Origin of the sequence: Kitasatospora sp. NPDC018619, assembly GCF_044391605.1 — a bacterium.
Taxonomy (GTDB): domain Bacteria; phylum Actinomycetota; class Actinomycetes; order Streptomycetales; family Streptomycetaceae; genus Kitasatospora.
In genome coordinates this window covers 42,554-59,426 of record NZ_JBISAI010000019.1, presented here as the reverse complement: position 1 = coordinate 59,426, position 16,873 = coordinate 42,554, and the positions used below count along the sequence as shown (strand labels likewise).

General features: G+C 75.0%; 12 protein-coding genes, 1 tRNA gene and 1 riboswitch. Of the genes, 10 read left to right on the top strand and 3 right to left on the bottom strand.

The window, feature by feature from the left end:
• Positions 1-192 precede the first annotated feature (192 nt).
• Genes ACH5AR_RS26785 through ACH5AR_RS26775 form a run of 3 tightly spaced genes read left to right on the top strand, consistent with a single transcriptional unit; the run spans position 193 to position 4,666 of the window.
• Positions 193-1,059: an FAD binding domain-containing protein gene (locus tag ACH5AR_RS26785; protein ID WP_396304108.1), complete on the top strand. Its 867-nt coding sequence runs from the start codon at positions 193-195 to the stop codon at positions 1,057-1,059.
• A complete protein-coding gene (locus ACH5AR_RS26780) occupies positions 1,056-2,342 on the top strand; it encodes a 2Fe-2S iron-sulfur cluster-binding protein (protein ID WP_396304062.1) in 1,287 nt (428 codons plus the stop codon). Before ACH5AR_RS26785 ends, ACH5AR_RS26780 begins: the two co-directional genes overlap by 4 nt.
• Complete coding sequence (locus ACH5AR_RS26775) at positions 2,339-4,666, top strand: xanthine dehydrogenase family protein molybdopterin-binding subunit (RefSeq protein WP_396304061.1); 2,328 nt, start codon at positions 2,339-2,341, stop codon at positions 4,664-4,666. Before ACH5AR_RS26780 ends, ACH5AR_RS26775 begins: the two co-directional genes overlap by 4 nt.
• An 88-nt stretch (positions 4,667-4,754) precedes the next feature.
• On the opposite strand, the gene ACH5AR_RS26770 is transcribed toward ACH5AR_RS26775, so the two are convergent.
• Positions 4,755-4,826 (bottom strand) — tRNA-Cys (locus tag ACH5AR_RS26770).
• Positions 4,827-4,911: 85 nt separating this feature from the next.
• Positions 4,912-4,977: riboswitch (guanidine-III (ykkC-III) riboswitch) on the top strand.
• A gap of 44 nt (positions 4,978-5,021) precedes the next feature.
• On the opposite strand from ACH5AR_RS26770, the gene ACH5AR_RS26765 reads away from it, so the two are divergent.
• Both ACH5AR_RS26765 and ACH5AR_RS26760 read left to right on the top strand, forming a co-directional pair.
• Positions 5,022-5,336 (top strand): DMT family transporter, encoded by a 315-nt coding sequence (locus ACH5AR_RS26765; RefSeq protein WP_396304060.1) that lies wholly within the window; start codon positions 5,022-5,024, stop codon positions 5,334-5,336.
• Positions 5,337-5,432: 96 nt separating this feature from the next.
• Positions 5,433-6,872 (top strand): MFS transporter, encoded by a 1,440-nt coding sequence (locus ACH5AR_RS26760; RefSeq protein WP_396304059.1) that lies wholly within the window; start codon positions 5,433-5,435, stop codon positions 6,870-6,872.
• Between the two features lie 3 nt (positions 6,873-6,875).
• Here the strand turns inward: ACH5AR_RS26760 and ACH5AR_RS26755 are convergent, their stop codons facing one another.
• Positions 6,876-8,165 carry a hypothetical protein gene (locus ACH5AR_RS26755; RefSeq protein WP_396304058.1) on the bottom strand — a complete coding sequence of 430 codons (1,290 nt, stop codon included), beginning with the start codon at positions 8,163-8,165 and terminating at the stop codon, positions 6,876-6,878.
• 402 nt (positions 8,166-8,567) lie between these two features.
• Between ACH5AR_RS26755 and ACH5AR_RS26750 the strand changes: the two genes are divergently transcribed.
• The 3 genes from ACH5AR_RS26750 to ACH5AR_RS26740 are packed head-to-tail and all read left to right on the top strand — an operon-like array spanning position 8,568 to position 13,101.
• Entirely contained in the window at positions 8,568-9,209 is a 642-nt protein-coding gene (locus ACH5AR_RS26750; RefSeq protein WP_396304057.1) for a class F sortase, read from the top strand.
• A complete protein-coding gene (locus ACH5AR_RS26745) occupies positions 9,206-10,531 on the top strand; it encodes an alpha/beta hydrolase (protein WP_396304056.1) in 1,326 nt (441 codons plus the stop codon). Before ACH5AR_RS26750 ends, ACH5AR_RS26745 begins: the two co-directional genes overlap by 4 nt.
• Positions 10,528-13,101, top strand: coding sequence for a phosphatidylglycerol lysyltransferase domain-containing protein (locus ACH5AR_RS26740; protein WP_396304055.1), 2,574 nt, complete (start codon positions 10,528-10,530; stop codon positions 13,099-13,101). The genes ACH5AR_RS26745 and ACH5AR_RS26740 overlap by 4 nt, the downstream gene beginning before the upstream one ends.
• 112 nt (positions 13,102-13,213) lie before the next feature.
• Here ACH5AR_RS26740 and ACH5AR_RS26735 read toward each other — a convergent pair whose 3' ends face one another.
• Positions 13,214-13,639 (bottom strand): SsgA family sporulation/cell division regulator, encoded by a 426-nt coding sequence (locus tag ACH5AR_RS26735; protein ID WP_396304054.1) that lies wholly within the window; start codon positions 13,637-13,639, stop codon positions 13,214-13,216.
• A gap of 310 nt (positions 13,640-13,949) precedes the next feature.
• On the opposite strand from ACH5AR_RS26735, the gene ACH5AR_RS26730 reads away from it, so the two are divergent.
• Positions 13,950-15,782, top strand: coding sequence for a DEAD/DEAH box helicase (locus ACH5AR_RS26730; RefSeq protein WP_396304107.1), 1,833 nt, complete (start codon positions 13,950-13,952; stop codon positions 15,780-15,782).
• A 404-nt stretch (positions 15,783-16,186) separates the two neighbouring features.
• A complete protein-coding gene (locus ACH5AR_RS26725) occupies positions 16,187-16,837 on the top strand; it encodes an IclR family transcriptional regulator (RefSeq protein WP_396304053.1) in 651 nt (216 codons plus the stop codon).
• The last annotated feature ends 36 nt before the right edge of the window (positions 16,838-16,873 follow it).

Sequence of the window (16,873 nt, the reverse complement as noted above, 5' to 3'; positions counted from 1 at the left end):
GGCAGTCCCGTTCACCGGTCCCGAAATGATCATCGAGCATTGTGTGCCAGAGTTGCCCAACCCGGCCCGATCGCCCGTACCCTACGGGCCAGGCCGGGCTGCCGACGCAGGACGGCACGGCCGCAGGCCGGCGGGCGGCAGGCGATCGATGAGCAAGTGGAGCACGGTGGGACCCAGGTGAACCGGACGATCATGCTGCCGGCCTCCCTCGACGAGGCCGTCGACGCGCTGGCCGCCGCACCGGCCGCGGTACCGGTGGCCGGAGCCACCGACCTGATGGAGGCCGTCAACGCCGGCCGACTGCGCCCAGCCGCCCTGGTCGGCCTCGGCCGGATCACCGAACTGCGCGGCTGGCGCTACGAGGACGGCGGCACCGCCGTGCTCGGCGCCGGGCTCACCCACGCCCGGATGGACCGCCCCGACTTCGCCGCGCTCATCCCGGCGCTCGCCGACGCCGCCCGCACCGCCGGCCCGCCGCAGGTCCGCAACGTGGGCACCCTCGGCGGGAACATCGTCACCGCCGCCCCGGCCGGTGACACCCTCCCGGTGCTCACCGCGCTGGAGGCCGGCGTCACCCTGGCCCGCGCCGGCGGCACCCGCGAGGTGCCGGTCAGTCACCTGCTCACCGGGCTCGACCCGGTGCGCCCCGGCGAGCTGCTCACCTGGGTGCGCGTCCCGCTGCTGCACGCCCCCCAGGTCTTCCTCAAGGCCACCGGCCGCAGCGGCCCGGCCCGCGCCACCGCCTCCGTCGCCCTCGTCCTCGACCCGGCCCGGCGCTCGGTGCGCTGCGCCGTCGGGGCCGTCGCGCCGGTGCCGCTGCGCCCGTTGGAGGCCGAGGCCTGGGTGGCCGGCTGCATCGACTGGGACGGCAGCCGGGAGATCGACCCGGCCGCGACCGCCGCCTTCGGCGAGTACGTGGCCGCCGCCTGCGTCCCCGACGACTACGGCGCCGAGGGCGCCTGGGAGGCCGCGACCGAGGGGCCGACAGCGGCCGCCGTTCGGCTGCGGCGTACCGTATCGGTGCTGGCCCGACGGGCACTGGGAAGGGCGCTGAAGTGACCACAGACCCCATCGAGACCCTCGACGCCGACCCGCTCGGCCTCTCCCCGCAGGTCAGCCGTGAGCTGCGCCCGTGCGCCTCGTACACGCTGCGGGTCAACGGTTTCGAACGGCCCGTCACCGACGCCTGGATCGGTGAGAGCCTGCTCTACGTGCTGCGCGAGCGGCTCGGCCTGGCCGGTGCCAAGGACGGCTGCGAGCAGGGCGAGTGCGGGGCCTGCTCGGTGCAGGTGGACGGCCAGCTGGTGGCCGGCTGCCTGGTGCCCGCCGCACTGGCCGCCGACAGCGAGATCAACACCGTCGAGGGCCTGTCGGCCTCCGGCGGCGCGAGCGACGTCCAGCAGGCGCTGGCCGCCTCCGGCGCCGTCCAGTGCGGCTACTGCACCCCCGGCATGGCGATGGCGGTGCACGACCTGCTCCAGCGCAACCACCGGCCCACCGAGGTGGAGGCCCGTCAGGCGCTGTGCGGCAACCTCTGCCGCTGCACCGGCTACCGGGGCGTGCTGGCCGCCGTCCAGAGCGTCGCGGACACCCGCGCGCTGGAGGCCGAGCAGGCGGAGGAGGCCGCCGAGGCCGCCGCGCAGGCCGCCGCCGGGGCCGCCTCCGACGCGCCGGCCGGGCCGGGCGCCGAGCCGCCGGCGCAGCCGCCCGTCGAGCCCGGGCAAGCCGTCGAGCCGCCGGTCTACACCGACGCCGAGGCCTGGATCGAGCACGTCCCGCAGCAGCAGTCGGCCGAGCAGGCCGCCGTCGAGCCGCCGGCCGCCGAGCCGCCCGCCGTCGAGCCGCAGTACTCCGAGCCGCAGCACGCCGTCGAGCAGCCGGGCGCCGGGCAGCCGCACACCGGGCCGGCCCCGGCCGCACCGCCGTACGGCGACCCGCACGGCTACGACACCGGCGTGTACGACACCACCGTGCTGGCCCCGATCCGGGACGCCATCCCCGCCCAGGCCACCGACGACCAGGTGTACTACCCGCCGCAGGGCTACCCCGAGCAGCCCTACCAGGCCACCCCCGCGCACGGCACCTACCTGCCGTACCCGGACGGCCACCAGCAGCAGACCGGCTACGACACCGGGTACGACGCCCCGGTCTACGAGCCCACCCCCGCGCACGGCACCCCGCTGCCCGGCACCGTCCACGACGGCACGCCGCCGCACGGCACCCCGTACGCCGCTCCGCACCCGCACGGTGCCCCGGCCGAGGGCGGTGCCCCGGCCGGCGTCCCGTACGGCGCCACCCCCGCCCACGGCATCCGGCTCCCCGAGGACGACCACGCATCATGACGTCGCCTACCGACATCGGCGCAGCACTCCAGCAGGACGGCGGCGAGGGCGGCGCACCGGAGCCGATCGGCCTGGGCAGCTCCCCGCTGCGCGGCGACGCGCTGCCCAAGGCGCTCGGCATCTACCCGTACGCGGCCGACCTGTGGGCCGAGGGGCTGCTGTGGGGCGCCGTGCTGCGCTCGCCGCACCCGCACGCCCGGATCCGCGGCATCGACACCTCGGCCGCGCTGGCGCTGCCCGGGGTGCACGCCGTGGTCACCGCCGCCGACCTGCCGCCCGGCCCGGACGGCGCCCCCGACGGCGCCCCGGCCGGGCCGATCGTCGCCGACCGGCCGGTGCTGGCCGCCGGCGTGGTGCGCCACCACGGCGAGCCGATCGCCGCGGTGGCCGCCGACCACCCGGACACCGCCCGGCTGGCCGTCGGCCTGATCGCGGTCGACTACGAGCCGCTGGAGGCCGTCACCGACCCGGAGCAGGCCTTCACCGCCCCGCCGCTGCACCCGGACGGCAACCTGTTCCGGCACCTGCCGCTGCGCACCGGGGATCCGGACGCGGTCGGCGAGATCGTCGTCGAGGGCCTCTACCAGGTCGGCCGGCAGGACCCGGCCCCGCTCGGCGCCGAGGCCGGCCTGGCCGTGCCGCGCCCGGACGGCGGCGTCGAGCTGCACCTGTCCTCCACCGACCCGCACGGCGACCGCGACCGCACCGCCGCCTGCCTCGGCCTGGAGCCGGACCGCGTCCGACTGGTGGTCACCGGCGTGCCCGGCGCCACCACCGACCGCGAGGACCTGTCGTTCCAGGTCACCCTGGCCCTGCTGGCGCTGCGCACCGGCCGCCCGGTGAAGATGACGCTCACCCGCGAGGAGTCCTTCCACACCCACACCTCGCGCCACCCCGCGCTGCTGCGCTACCGCCACCACGCCGACGCCGACGGCACGCTGGTGAAGGTCGAGGCGCAGATCCTGCTGGACGGCGGCGCCTACGCGGACGTCTCGGCGGAGGCGCTGGCCGCCGCCACCGCGTTCTCGGTCGGCCCGTACGTCTGCCCGAACGTCTTCGTGGACGCCTGGGCGGTGCGCACCAACAACCCGCCGGCCGGCCGGATGCGCGGCGAGGGCGCCCTCCAGGCCTGCTTCGCGTACGAGTCGCAGCTGGACCAGCTGGCCGCCCGGATCGGCGTGGACCCGGTGGAGGTCCGCCGCCGCAACGCCATGTCCACCGGGGACCCGCTGCCCACCGGACAGGCCGTCACCTGCCCGGCGCCGGTGCGCGCCCTGCTGGACGCCGTCGCGGCCGAGCCGCTGCCGGCCCTGCCGGTGGACGACCCGGACGCCGAGTGGCTGCTGCCCGGCGGGCCCGGCGGCGCGGGCGACCCGGCGGCGGTGCGGCGCGGCATCGGCTACGCCGTCGGCATGGTGCACATGCTGGGCGCCGAGGGCGAGGACGAGGTCTCCACCGCGACCGTGCGGGTCAGCGGCGACCACGCCACGGTGATCTGCGCGGCGGTCGACGCCGGGCAGGGCTTCGCGACGCTGGCCCGGCAGATCGTGCAGACCGTGCTGGGCGTCAGCGAGGTCTACATCGCCCCGGCCGACAGCGACCAGTCGATCGCCGGGCCGTCCGCCCGCGGCCGGCACACCTGGGTCTCCGGCGGCGCCGTCGAGCGGGCCGCGCTGATGGTCCGCCACCAGCTGCTGCAACCGATCGCGGCCAACTTCGGGATGTCGGCGGAGCTGCTCCAGATCGCCGACGGCAAGATCACCTCGTACGACGGGGTGCTCGGCATGCCCGTCGCGGAGGCGCTGGAGGGCAAGGAGCTGTGGGCCACCGCGCAGTGCCGCCCGCACCCCACCGAGCCGCTGGACGAGTCCGGGCAGGGCGACGCCTTCGTCTCCATCTCGTTCTGCGCGATGCGCGCCGTGGTGGACGTGGACATCGAGCTGGGCGCGGTGCGGGTGGTCGAGATGACGGTCGCCCAGGACGTCGGCCGGGCGCTGAACCCGCGCCAGATCGAGGACCGGATCGAGGCCGGGGTGGCCCAGGGCGTGGGCCTGGCGCTGCTGGAGGACCTGCGCACGGAGGGCGGCGTGCTGCGCAACCCCTCGCTGACCGGCTACCGGCTGCCCACCGCGCTGGACACCCCGGAGGTGCGGATCGCCGCGCTGCTGGAGGAGCGCGACGTGGTGGCCCCGTTCGGCGCCAAGGCGGTCGGCGCCGTCCCCGCGGTGGTGGCCCCGGCGGCCGTCGCCGCGGCGGTGCGCGCCGCCACCGGCCTGCCGGTCGGCCGGCTGCCGATCCGTGCGGAGGACGCCGTCACGGCCTGACCGGCGGCCGCCGCGCGACGGCGGCCGGAAAAGCGGAAAGGAATTGCCGGCCGACTTCCGGAGTCGACCGGCAATTCCTTTTCCGGTGAGGCCATGGCGGGAATCGAACCCGCGTGCACCGCTTTGCAGACGGTTCCCTAAGCCACTCGGGCACACGGCCAGTGAATTCATAGTGGCCGATCCGGGGGAGGGTGGTCAACGCCCGTTTGTAAATTCTGTATGGCAGGGTGTGCTACCGTCGGAAAGAGGTGGCGGCCCGCTCGCCACCCCGGACGAGCGCGTCGTACCCGGTGACGACAAGACGGCGCAGTTCAGCGGCAATCCGGCCGCTGTGGACTGCGGAGGTACCACCGTCATGGCCTGGCTCGTTCTCGTCCTCTCGGGTTTCCTGGAGACGGTCTGGGCGGTCGCCCTGGAATCGTCCAAGGGCTTCAGCCGCCTCGTTCCCAGCCTCGTCTTCGGCATCGCCCTGCTGTTCAGCATGGGCGGTCTGGCGTACGCGATGCGCACCATTCCGATCGGCACCGGCTACGCGGTCTGGGTCGGCATCGGCGCGGTCGGCACCGCGGTCTACGGGATGGCCGTCCTGGGGGACGCGGTGACGATGGCCCGGATCGCCTGCCTGCTGCTGATCGTCTCCGGCGTGGTGGGCCTCAAGGTGCTGCACTGAGCCTGCGCCCCGGCCGGGGCCCTAGGTCGTAGGACCGAGCCGGTCACCGACCGCGGTCAGGGGTCACCGAGGCGGACGGCTCTTACCATGTGACGTATGACCACTGCCTCCCCCACCTCGGTCGACCCCGTTCCGATACCCCTCGACGACGACCCCGGCGGCGGGGTGCTCGGCGGCCGCTACCGAGCGCTGACGCTGGGGATCGTCTCGGTGGTCCTGGTGATCGCCTTCGAGGCGACGGCCGTCAACACCGCGATGCCCACCGCGGCCCGCCAGCTGAACGGCCTCGGGCTGTACGCCTTCGCCTTCTCCGGCTACTTCACCACCACCCTGTTCGCCCTGGTCGTCTCCGGCCAGTGGTGCGACCGGAGCGGCCCGCTGCGGCCGCTGTTCAGCGGCATCGCGGTGTTCGGCGTGGGGCTGGTGGTGGCCGGGACGGCGCCGGGGATGTGGGTGTTCGTGGCCGGCCGGGCGGTCCAGGGCCTGGGCGGCGGGCTGGTGATCGTCGCGCTGTACGTGGTGGTCGGCCGGGCCTATCCGGAACGGCTGCGGCCCGCGGTGTTCGCGGCCTTCTCCTCGGCCTGGGTGCTGCCCTCGATCATCGGCCCGCTGGTCTCCGGGGCCGTCACCCAGCACCTGGGCTGGCGCTGGGTGTTCCTGGCCGTGCCGGTGCTGATCCTGCTGCCGCTGGCCGTGATGGGCCCGGCGCTGGCCCGCGCGGAGCGGGAGCGCCCGGCGGTCCGGGGCGCGGCCTTCGACCGCCGCCGCACCCTGCTCGCCGCGATGGCGGCCGTCGGCGCCGGCCTGCTGCAGTACGCGGGCCAGCGGCGGGACCTGGTCGGGCTGGTCCCCGGGATCGCCGGGGCGGCGCTGCTGGTGCCGGCCGTCCTGGGGCTGCTGCCCGCCCGGACCCTGCGGGCCGGGCGGGGCCTGCCGGCCGTGATCCTGCTGCGCGGGCTGGCGGCGGGGGCGTTCTTCGCGGCCGAGGCCTTCATCCCGCTGATGATGACCACCCAGCGCGCGCTCTCGCCGACGCTGGCCGGACTGACCCTGACCAGCGGCGGCCTCACCTGGGCGCTCGGCTCCTGGCTCCAGGGCTGGCCGGGGGCGGAACGCTACCGCGCGGCGATGATCAGGGGCGGCTTCGTGCTGACCGCGGTGGCGATCGCGGGCGCCGCGCTGGTGCTGCTCCCGGCGGTGCCGGCCTGGGTCGCCTCGGTGGCCTGGGGCGTCGGCGGCATCGGGATGGGCATGGCGATCGCGAGCGTCAGCGTGCTGATGATGAAGCTCTCCACGCCGGAGGACGCCGGGGCCAACTCGGCCGCCCTGCAGATGAGCGACGCGCTGGGCAACGTGCTGCTGACCGGCCTGGCCGGGGTGCTGTTCGCGGCGCTGGGCGGCGGCTCGCTCGCCGCCGCCCACGGGGACGGCGGGGCGGCCGGCTCGCCCGGCGCCTTCGCGGTGATCCTGCTGTCGATGGCCGGGGTGGCGCTGCTCGGCGCGCTGCTCGCCGGCCGGGTGCGGGCGAAGGCCTGACGGTCAGCTCCCGGCGGGGGCTCCGGCCCCCGCCGGGGCGCCGAGGAAGGCCTCCCAGCCGCCGGCCGGGGCCTGGCCCGGGGCGAGGGTCTGGAGCTTGCGCAGCACCGCCGGGTCCTGGGCGTCCAGCCAGTCGACCAGCTGCCGGAAGGAGACCAGCCGGACCTCCGGCCGGCCCGCGATGGCCCGCAGGGCGTCCTCGACGGCGTTCATGTAGATGCCGCCGTTCCACTCCTCGAAGTGGTTGCCGATGACGTACGGCGCCCGGTTGCCGTTGTAGGTGCGCTCGAAGCCCATCAGGTAGGCGTCGCGGGCCTGGGCCTGGAAGCCCGGGTGGAGGGCCGGGTCGGCCTTGGTGTTGGGGCCGCACTGGTTGTACATGATGTTGTAGTCCATCGAGAGCACCTGGAAGGTGTGCCCGGGGAACGGGATGGACTGCAGCGGGAGGTCCCACAGCGCGCCGCCCTGGATCTTCTGCGGCCACACCTGGGTGCCGTTGCCGCTGCTGTCGTAGCGCCAGCCGCGCTTGACCGCGGTGGGCAGCAGGTTGCGCTGGCCCTCCAGGCAGGGGGTGCGGCCGCCGATCAGCTCCTTGCGGTAGTCGAAGGGCAGCGCCGGCAGGTCGGTGAAGCCGGTGTTGGTGCGCCAGTTGGTGACGAAGTCCATCGCCTGCTGGATCTCGCTGTCCCACTCCTCCGGGGACCACCTGCCGACGCCGGTGGAGCCGCAGAAGTGGCCGTTGAAGTGCGTCCCGATCTCGTGGCCCTCCAGCCAGGCCGCGCGCACGTTCTCCAGGGTGTCGCGGATGTGCTGGTCGCTGAGGTAGCCGATGTCGGAGGCGCCGACCTTGTGCTGCGGCGGGCGGTAGAGGTCCTTCTTCGACTCGGGCAGCAGGTAGAGGCCGCTGAGGAAGAAGGTCATCTTCGCGTCGTGCTCCTGGGCCAGCCGGCGGAACCGGGCGAACAGGCCGTTGTCGAGCTCGCCGGCGCCGTCCCAGGAGAAGACCACGAACTGCGGCGGGCGCCGGCCGGGCTCCAGCCGCTCGGGGACGGGCTGGTGCGGCTGGGCGCCGGTGTCCGAGGTGGAGCCGTCACCGATCAGGACGGCCTGCGGCTGGGGGGCCGGGGCCGGGGTGGGGGTGCTGCCCTGCTCGTCGGCCGCGCCGGTGGCCGGGGCGGCGGTGCCTTCCGCCCGCTGCCCGCCGGTGGCGTGGTTGCTGCCGCAGCCGGCCGCCAGGGTGGCGGCGGTGGCGGCGCCGGCCGTCAGCAGGGTGCGGCGGGAGAGGGCTTCCATGGTCACTCCGTTCGTGGGGCGGGGGCTGCGTGCGGGAGTGCGGAGTCCGGTCGGCCGGACGGACGGGGCGACCCGTAACCGGGTCAGCATGGCACGGGGGCGGGGCCGGTCGAAGAGGCGCAGCGCGCGGTCGTGACCGATCGCCCGAACGCCGCAACCGATCGGGCCCGTCGAACCGTCGATATTTCGTGGCGGGTGTGTTCCCGCGGCGCCCGCCCCCGCGGCGCGGCCGTCGCGCTCCGCGACCGGACGCCCACGGGGAGCAGGGAAGGAGCCGTCCTCCCTGCCGATCGGCGGGTGCCGGTACGACCGTCGTACCGACGTGCCTTACAGTCCGTTCCGGTTGAATGTTTCCCAGGAAACTCCCAGGAAGCGGGGGTCCGTCGGCAGAGGGGAGCGCCCGTGGGCGTCCAGCGGAGCAGGGGGCCCTGGCCGGGCACCCTGGCGGCCGGGGCCGCGCTGGTGCTCGGTGCCTGGCTGCTGCACGACGGGGGCCCGTCGCTGCCGCCCGCGCCGGGGGCCGGACAGGCCCAGGCCGGGATCGCGCCGGTCTCCGTCGTCCCGCCGCTGGGGCCGTCCGCGCCGACCCGGATCCGCATCCCGGCGGTGCGCCTGGACGCCCCGGTGACGCCCCTCGGGCTGGACGCCGACGGCCGCCTCCAGGCGCCGCCCGAGGCGGACCGGAACCTGGCGGGCTGGTTCCGCGGCGGGGCCAGCCCCGGCCAGCGGGGCACCGCGATCCTGGCGGGACACGTCGACAACAAGGCCGGCCCCGCGGTCTTCTATCATCTGGGCGCGCTCCGTCGCGGGGATCGGATCGAGATCGCCCGGGCGGACGGCGCCACCGCCGTCTACCAGCTCTACGCCATCGAAGTGCACGACCGAAAGGACTTCCCGGACGATCGGGTCTACCGTCAGGCCACTGACGCGCAGCTGCGGGTGATCACCTGCGGCGGTTCGTACAGCGAGGAGCACGGCTACGACGCCAACGTCGTCGCCTACGGCTTCCTGGCCGACACCACCCCGCCGGGCAAAGCCGCATGAGCACGCTGACCCTTGCCACCCGCTGGAACCCGATCGACTGGCCGCTCACCGAGGGCCTGATCCCGCACGCCGTGCTGGCGGCCGGCTGGGCGGCGCTGTTCGCGCTCGCCGTCGGCCGCGGCCGGAGCTGGTGGCGGGTGCGCCTGCCCGCCGCGCTCCTCACCGCGGCGGCGCTGAGCTGGCTGCTGGACGCCGTGGTGGACGGCTGGTGGCACCCCTTCCCGGAGGGCACGCCCCGGTACGTCACCTGGTGGATAGCCATCGCCCTGACCGGGCTCTGCCTCGCCGGCTTCCGGATGCGCCGGCTCACCTGGCGGCGGCGGGGGCTCGCACTGGGCCTGTGCGGCCTGGTGGTCCTGATGTCCTCCTCCGAGGTCAACATCGGCTTCGGCCAGTTCCCGAGCGGGCGCGTGATGCTGGCGCCGTGGCTGACCAGGACGGACGGGCTGGTCGCCGACAAGGCGGGCCAGACCGTGGCCGCCCCGCCGGGCAGGACGCTGGAGGAGGTCTGGCAGCCCCCGGCGGGCCTGCCCGAGAAGGGCACCGTCTCGGTGGTGCCGATCCCCGGCACCAGGTCGGGCTTCAAGGCCCGCGACGCGTACGTCTACCTCCCGCCCGCCTACCACGCCAACCCGCGGCCGCTGCTGCCGGTGGTCGTGATGATCACCGGGCAGCCCGGGATCCCGGGGGACTGGGTGCTCTCCGCGCAGATCAACGAGGCGCTCGACGCCTACGCCGCGGAGCACGGCGGCCTCGCGCCGATCGTGGTGATGCCCGACCAGCTCGGCTCCACCTGGAACAACACGCTCTGCCTCGACTCCAGGATCGCCAGGACCCAGACCTACCTGGCCGAGGACGTCCCGAACTGGGTGCACCAGAACCTCCAGGCCGCGACCGGCCGCACGTCCTGGGCGATCGGCGGCGCCTCGATGGGCGGAACCTGCGCGCTCCAGCTCGGCGTCAACGCCCCCGACGTGTACGGCACGGTCCTCGACATGTCCGGGCAGGAGGAGCCGACCCTGGGCAGCCGGGAACAGACCGTCAAGGCCGCCTTCGGCGGTGACGAGAAGAAGTTCGACGCCGTCGACCCGCTCCAGGTGATGGCCCGCAAGAAGTTCCCGGACACCAACGTCGCGTTGGTCGTCGGCGAGACCGACGAGGAGTTCAGACCGCAGATGGAGAAGGTCTACCGGGCCGCCCAGGCGGCCGGAATGAGGGCCAAGTTCGACCTGATGCCGGGCGGCCACGGCTGGGTCGTCTTCCGGCCCGGCATCGCCCAGCAGCTCCCGTGGCTCGCCCAGCAGACCGGGCTGAGCCGGTGACGGCCGCCGGGACCGCCCTCGCCACCGTCGGCGAGCAGCGCCGGTCGGGGCCGGACGCGGAGCGCTCGGCCGAGCGCGGCACCGACCGGGCCCCGGTCACCCGGACGCCGGAGCCGCGCCCCCAGCGGGTGCGGCGGGCGGCCCGGGCGCTCGGCGGCCGGCTGCGCTCGGCGCCGCTGACGCTGGCCCTGCTGGCCGGGCTCTGGCTGCTCGGGGCGGCCACCGGCAGCCTGCGCCACGGCCCGTCGGACCACCTGCTGGAGCGGGCCGGGATCGGCCCGTCCACGCTGGCCGAGGGCCACTGGTGGGCGCCGGTCACCTCGATGGGCTGGTGCTCGGGCACCGGCTCGTACGTGTTCACCAGCCTGCTGCTGCTCCTGGTCGGCCCGGCCGCCGAGCACCGGCTCGGGCGGGTGCGCACCCTCGCGGTGCTGCTCGGCGGCCAGGTCGTCGGCACCCTGCTGGGCACCGGGCTGGTCGCCTTCGGCTCCTCGGCGGGGGAGCAGTGGACGGCCTCGGTGGCCGACCAGATCTCGGTCGGCCCCGGTGTCGGGCTGTTCGCGCTGGCCGCGGTCCTCGGGTACCGGCTCACCGTGCTCTGGCGCCGCCGGCTGCACCTGCTGGTGCTGCTCGTCCCGCTGGTGATGACGCTGTACGTGGGCCACCTGCAGAGCGTCCAGCGGTGCGCCGCCGCACTGCTCGGCCTCGGCCTGGGCGCGCTGGTCAGCCGGGGCCGTCCGCACCTGCGCACCCACCGCTCCTCGCACTCCGAGACCCGGGTGCTGGTCGCGCTCTGCCTGGTCGCCGCCGCCTGCGGACCGCTGCTCGCCTCGCTGTACGACAACGCCAGCGGGCCGTTCAACACCTTCTCGGAGCTGTACTTCTCGCACCGGCTCAGCCCGGACGAGGTGGCCGACTTCTGCGCGCTGTCGGCGCACGACTGCGCCCGGGCGCACGCCGTCGTCCGGATCTTCGACACCCCGGGCCGGATGATGGCCGCGCTGTTCCCGGCGCTGCTGCTGGTGCTCGCCGAGGGGCTGCGCCGGGGGCTGCGGTTCGCCTGGCTGGTCACGGTGGCCACCGAGCTGCTCTGGGCGGCGCTGCTGTGCTGGCTGTACCTGGACGCCGGGCCGGTCAGCCGGGACGTGGTGCAGTACTTCGTCGAGGCGCTGCTGCTGCCGCTGCTGACCACCGTCCTGCTGCTGGCCACCCGCAAGCGGTTCGCGCTGCGGCTGTCCGGCGGCTCGGTGCGCCGGCTGGCCGTGGTGCTCGGCGGTGCGGCGCTCGCCTCCGCGGCCGCCTACGTGGGGGTCGGGCGGCTGGTGGCGGGGGAGTTCGAGCCGGGGGCGTCCGCCCGCCGGCTGGTGGCCGGGCTGCCGGCCCAGTTCCTGCCGCCCGCGTACAACGACCTGCTGCCGGACTACCCGATCGCGGTCGGGCCGGTGGCGCGCTTCCTGGAGACGTACTGCGGGCTGGCGTTCTGGGTGGTCGCGCTGGCCGTGCTGCTGTCGGTCTTCCGCCGGCCGGTGCTGCACACCGACGCGGCGGCGGCCGCGCGGGCGCGGGCGCTGCTGACCGAGCACGGCGGCGGGACGCTCTCCTTCATCGCCACCTGGGACGGCAACCACTACTGGTTCGACGAGGGCGGCCGGGCGGCCGTCGCCTACCGGGTGGTGGGCACCGTCGCGCTGACCACCGGCGACCCGTTCGGCGCGCCGGAGGACCGGGCCCGGGCGGTGGCCGGCTTCGCCCGGTACTGCGACGCGCGCGGCTGGACGCCGTGCTTCTACAGCGTCTGCGGCGAGACCAGGGCCGCCGCCGCGCAGCTCGGCTGGCGCTCGGTGCAGGTCGCCGAGGACACCGTGGTGCCGCTGCCCGAGCTGGCCTTCACCGGCCGCAAGTGGCAGGACATCCGCACCGCCCTGAACAAGGCCGGGAAGCAGGGCATCTCCGCGGAGTGGTGGGCGTACCACGAGGCGCCGCTCGCGCTGCGCGAGCAGATCCGGGCGATCTCCGAGGAGTGGGTCTCCGAGAAGGGCCTGCCGGAGATGGGCTTCACGCTCGGCGGGCTGGAGGAGCTGGACGACCCGGACGTGCGGGTGCTGGTCGCGGTGGACGGGCAGCGGATGGTGCACGGGCTGACCAGCTGGATGCCGGTGTACGAGGACGGCGTGCCGGTCGGCTGGACGCTGGACTTCATGCGCCGGCGCTCGGACGGCTTCCGCGGCGTCAGCGAGTTCCTGATCGCCTCGGCCGCGCTCGGCTTCAAGGAGGAGGGCGCGCGCTTCCTGTCGCTGTCGGGCGCGCCGCTGGCCCGCACCGGGCAGGACGAGGAGCCCACCGGGCTGCAGCGGATGCTGGACTGGATGGGCAAGGCGCTGGAGCCGGTGTACGGCTTCCGCTCGCTGCTGGCGTTCAAGGCGAAGTTCCAGCCGGAGTACCGGCCGATGTACATGGCCTACCCCGACCCGGCCGCGCTGCCCGGCATCACCCGGGCGATCGGCAAGGCGTACCTGCCGCACCTGACGGCGGCGCAGGGCGTGCGGCTGATGCGCAAGCTCTCGGGCTGATCCGCCCGGGAGCGGGGCGCGCCTGCGGCCGTACGGGCTCCCCGGGCCCGGGTTGCCGCCGACGGACGCGGGTGGCGTCGGGCGCGGGGGCGCTCCCGGACGCCGGCGCCCGTCAGCCGAGCAGTTCGGCGAGCGCGCGGTCGGCGTCCAGGTGCAGGTGCTCCTCGCCCTCGGGGACGGCCAGCCGGCTGCGCCACAGGAAGCGGCGCAGGTCGGCGGTGTCGTACTGGAGCAGCGCGGTGCCCTCGGGGGCCCGCAGCTCCACCATGGTGCGCCGGCCGACCGCGGGCCGGACGTGGACGTCGCCGGCGCCGGTCGGCAGCTCGATGCCGGCCGAGAGCAGCTGGCGCGCGAAGACCCAGACGATGTCCTCGGTGTCCGGGCGTTCGGCGGGCTCGTCCAGCGAGAACTCGGCCGGGAAGGCCATCCGGACGGCCAGCGGGTCCTCGGGCAGGTAGGAGAGCACCACCCGCAGCCGGACGGAGCGGTGGGTGGAGAGGATCAGGCGGGCTTGGACGGTCTCTTCGACGGTGCGCACGGCAGGGTCCCTTCGGTTCGGTGCGGGGCCGCGCCAGGGGTACGTGGGGTCGGTGCGGCCTCACCTGGTGAGAGTGCCGGGACGCGTGGTGCTTACCGGGTTCCACGAGGTATCCGGAGTGATCCGGGTCACATCGATTTCCGGCCGCGCGGGCCCGGCACGGGGCCTCGCCTGGAGGCCCGAACGGCGCCGGACCGGTAGGCTGGGCGGGTTGTCCGATCGCCGCCCGACCGCGGGGCGAGGCCGCAAAACCGCCTCTGACCTGCGATGATCCCCCTCGGAGACCGTGAGTACTGCCGCCGCCTCCTCGATGCCGCTGTTCTCCGACGTGCCGGAGCCGCAGGCCCCCGCCCGCTCCGCCGGGCACGCCGCGCCCGCCGCGTCGCACCACCTCTCCCCGGCCTTCCCCGGCCGCGCCCCCTGGGGCACCGCGGGCAGGCTGCGGGCCTGGCAGCAGGGTGCGCTGGACAAGTACATCGAGACGCAGCCGCGCGACTTCCTCGCGGTCGCCACCCCGGGCGCCGGAAAGACCACCTTCGCGCTCACCCTGGCCTCGTACCTGCTGCACAACCACCTGGTGCAGCAGGTGACGGTCGTCGCGCCGACCGAGCACCTGAAGAAGCAGTGGGCCGAGGCCGCCGCCCGGATAGGCATCCGGCTGGACCCGGCGTACTCCTCCGGGCCGCTCTCCCGCGACTACCACGGCATCGTGGTCACCTACGCGGGCGTCGGGGTCAACCCGATGCTGCACCGCAACCGCACCGAGGCCCGCAAGACCCTCGTGATCATGGACGAGATCCACCACGCCGGTGACTCCAAGTCCTGGGGCGAGGCCTGCTTCGAGGCCTTCGAGCCGGCCACCCGCCGGCTCGCGCTGACCGGTACGCCCTTCCGCTCGGACACCAACCCGATCCCGTTCGTGGCGTACGAGGCGGGCGCCGACGGCATCCGCAAGTCCGTCGCCGACTACACCTACGGCTACGGGCACGCGCTGGCCGACCACGTCGTGCGCCCGGTGATCTTCCTCAGCTACAGCGGCAACATGCGCTGGCGCACCAAGTCCGGCGACGAGCTGGAGGCCCGGCTCGGCGAGCCGATGACCAAGGACCTGATCGCCCAGGCCTGGCGCACCGCGCTGTCCCCGCAGGGCGAGTGGATCCCGGCCGTGCTTCAGGCCGCCGACCGCCGCCTCACCGAGGTCCGCAAGGCGATCCCGGACGCCGGCGGACTGGTCATCGCCACCGACCAGAACGTGGCCCGGGCGTACGCCAAGATGCTGCGCGAGATCAGCGGCGAGAAGGTCACCCTGGTCCTCTCGGACGAGGCCGAGGCGTCCAAGCGGATCTCCGACTACGCGGCGGGCACCTCGCGCTGGATGGTCGCGGTCCGCATGGTGTCCGAGGGCGTCGACGTGCCGCGGCTGTGCGTCGGGGTGTACGCGACCTCGATCTCCACCCCGCTGTTCTTCGCCCAGGCCGTCGGCCGCTTCGTGCGCGCCCGCAAGCGCGGCGAGACCGCCTCGGTCTTCCTGCCGACCATCCCGCTGCTGCTGGGCTTCGCCAACGAGATGGAGCTCCAGCGCGACCACGTGCTGGACCGGCCGAAGAAGGAGGGCGAGGGCCTCTTCGACGAGGAGGACCGGCTGCTCGCCGAGGCCGAGCGGGCCCACGACGGGCCGGACGGCGCGGGCGGCGAGGAGTTCTCCTACGAGGCGCTGGGCTCCGACGCGGTCTTCGACCGGGTGCTGTACAACGCCATGGAGTTCGGCATGCAGGCCCACCCGGGGAGCGAGGAGGAGGAGGACTACCTCGGCATCCCGGGCCTGCTGGAGCCGGACCAGGTGCAGATGCTGCTCCAGAAGCGCCAGCACCGGCAGATCCAGCGCAGCAGGACCAAGCCCGCCGAGGAGGCCGACCTGCTGGAGCTGCCGGCCGAGCAGCGGCCGGTGGTCACCCACCAGGAGCTGCGGGACCTGCGCAAGGAGCTGAACACGCTGGTCGCCGCCTGGCACCACCGCACCAACCAGCCCCACGGCACCATCCACAACGAGCTGCGCCGCCAGTGCGGCGGGCCGCTCACCGCGCAGGCCACCGCCAACCAGCTGAAGGCCCGGATCGCGAAGATCCGGGAGTGGGCCAAGTAGCCGGTCCGGGAGCAGGCCGCGCGGCCGCCGCGGGGGCCGGCCGCGGAGCCGCCGCCGGGGGCGGGCACCGCGCGGCGCCCGCCCCCGGCGCGTCCGGACATCGGACCGGGGGCGCGTCCGGGCCCTGACGCACCCGCCGGTTCGCGGTGATTCGTCCCGAATCGGGGGCGGTGTCGGAGTCGATCACGCCCGAATTTTGGACAACCACTTCCGCCGCGACATTTCCTTCACTACCTTTCCCCCACGCTCTCCCGCCGGGCAACCCCCGCGGAACGGCGCCGCAGGGCCGTGCGCGTCAAGGACGACGCCGTACGGTCCGAGCGCGGCCACCCCCGCCTGCGCGCGACACCGGCCTTGGAACGGCGCCGCCCGCCCGCGAGCGCCGCGGAAAGGATTGCCCCGTCGTGACTGCCGAGACCTCCCAGACCCTGGACCGCGGCGTCCGGGTCCTCAAGCTGCTCGCCGACTCCGAGCGGGGGCTCACCGTGACCGAGCTGGCCGCCCGCCTGGCCGTCAACCGGACCGTGGTCTACCGGCTGCTGGCCACCCTGGAGCAGCACGGCCTGGTCCGCCGGGACATCGGCGGGCGCGCCCGGGTCGGCCTCGGCGTGCTGCGCCTCGCGCACCGGGTGCACCCGCTGCTGCGCGAGGCCGCGCTGCCGGCCCTGCGCAGCCTCGCGGAGGACCTCGGCGCCACCGCCCACCTGACCCTGGTGGACGGCAACGAGGCGCTGGCCGTCGCCGTGGTCGAGCCCAGCTGGACCGACTTCCACGTCGCCTACCGGACCGGCCTGCGCCACCCGCTCACCGAGAGCGCGGCCGGCCAGGCGATCCTGGAGGCGCGCACCTTCCCCAGCCAGCGCCGGCCCGAGCAGGGCTTCGTCATCACCCGGGCGGAGGAGCAGTCCGGGGCCAGCGGCGCGGCCGCCGCGCTGGTCGGGCTGAGCGGCATCGAGGGCAGCGTCGGCGTGGTGATGCTGAACGGCATGGTGCCCGAGCGGGTCGGCCCCCGGGTGGTGGAGGCGGCGACCGAGGTGGCCGACGCCCTGAGGTAGCGCCCGCACCCGTCGGCCGGGTGTGTTTGGATTCCC